The organism is Streptomyces sp. MB09-01, assembly GCF_033794505.1.
Lineage (GTDB): Bacteria > Actinomycetota > Actinomycetes > Streptomycetales > Streptomycetaceae > Streptomyces.
This window is the reverse complement of the sequence record NZ_JARAYQ010000588.1, coordinates 1-908: the sequence shown is the minus strand read 5'-3', so window position 1 is coordinate 908 and position 908 is coordinate 1. Positions and strand designations below refer to the sequence as shown.

Here is a 908-nt window from a genome sequence, read left to right as displayed (position 1 = left end):
CTCCCACAGAGTTCTTAACCTTTTTAGGCGGTGGGGGCGGTATGTTGTTTTTAAGGGAAACACGTGGTTCCCCCGCCTGGCCCGAAGGCACGCCCTACCCCGCTGCGATACCGGCCACCCGCAGGGCGTGGACGAGGTCGCGGTGCCGGGAGCCGGGCAGGGCGCGGGCCGCCTGGAGCAGGCGCGGGGCGAACCACTGCGGGTCGCGCCGGGCCAGCCCGGCCGCCTCCTCGGCGGTGCGGACCCGGACGAACGCACCGAGCAGGGCGTCGGCCTCGCGGACGCGGCCGGCGTCACCGAGGGCGAGCGCGGCGTCAGCGACCTCCGCGGCGGGGCGGGCCACGCCTTGGCGCAGCAGGGCGTCGCAGTCGGCCTCCCGGCCCGCGTCACCGAGGGCGGCCGCGGCCGCCGCGAGCTGTCCGGGCGGGAGCGAGCCCGCCTCCCACAGCAGGGTGGCCCAGTCGGCCGCGAGCCCGGCTCGGGCCAGCTCGGCGGCCAGCCAGGGCAGCCGCTCGGCGGGCCCGGCCGCGGCCTCGCACAGCAGCGCGAGCGCCTCGCCGCTGCGGCCCTGTGCGCGCAGCGAGAGCAGTTCGGCGGCGACGGCCCGCGGGGGCCCGGCCGGGGCCGTGGCGCGGGGCGCGGCTTCGCCGCCAGCCACCGGGGCCGCCTCGCGGTGTGTCACGGGCTCCGGCCGGGGCCGGCCGAACCGGACGCCACGGGGCAGCGGATCCTGCGGGGGCCCGAAGCGCGCTCCGCGCGGGGCGGGCCGGCCGTGCTCCGGGCCGAGGCCGTCGGACCCCGGCAGCCCCGTGCCGGCCGGCTGCCCCGGCGGCGGGGTGAAGGCCGGCGCGTCAGGGGCCGCAGACCCGGCGTACCGGGCGCCCCCGGAACGCCGCCCCCCGCGCAGC

Annotated in this window: 1 pseudogene; it reads right to left on the bottom strand. The window is 80.7% G+C overall.

Going from position 1 to position 908, the window contains the following annotated elements:
* Positions 1-94: 94 nt before the first annotated feature.
* A pseudogene (locus PV721_RS43605) lies at positions 95-908 on the bottom strand (hypothetical protein); the annotation flags it as partial.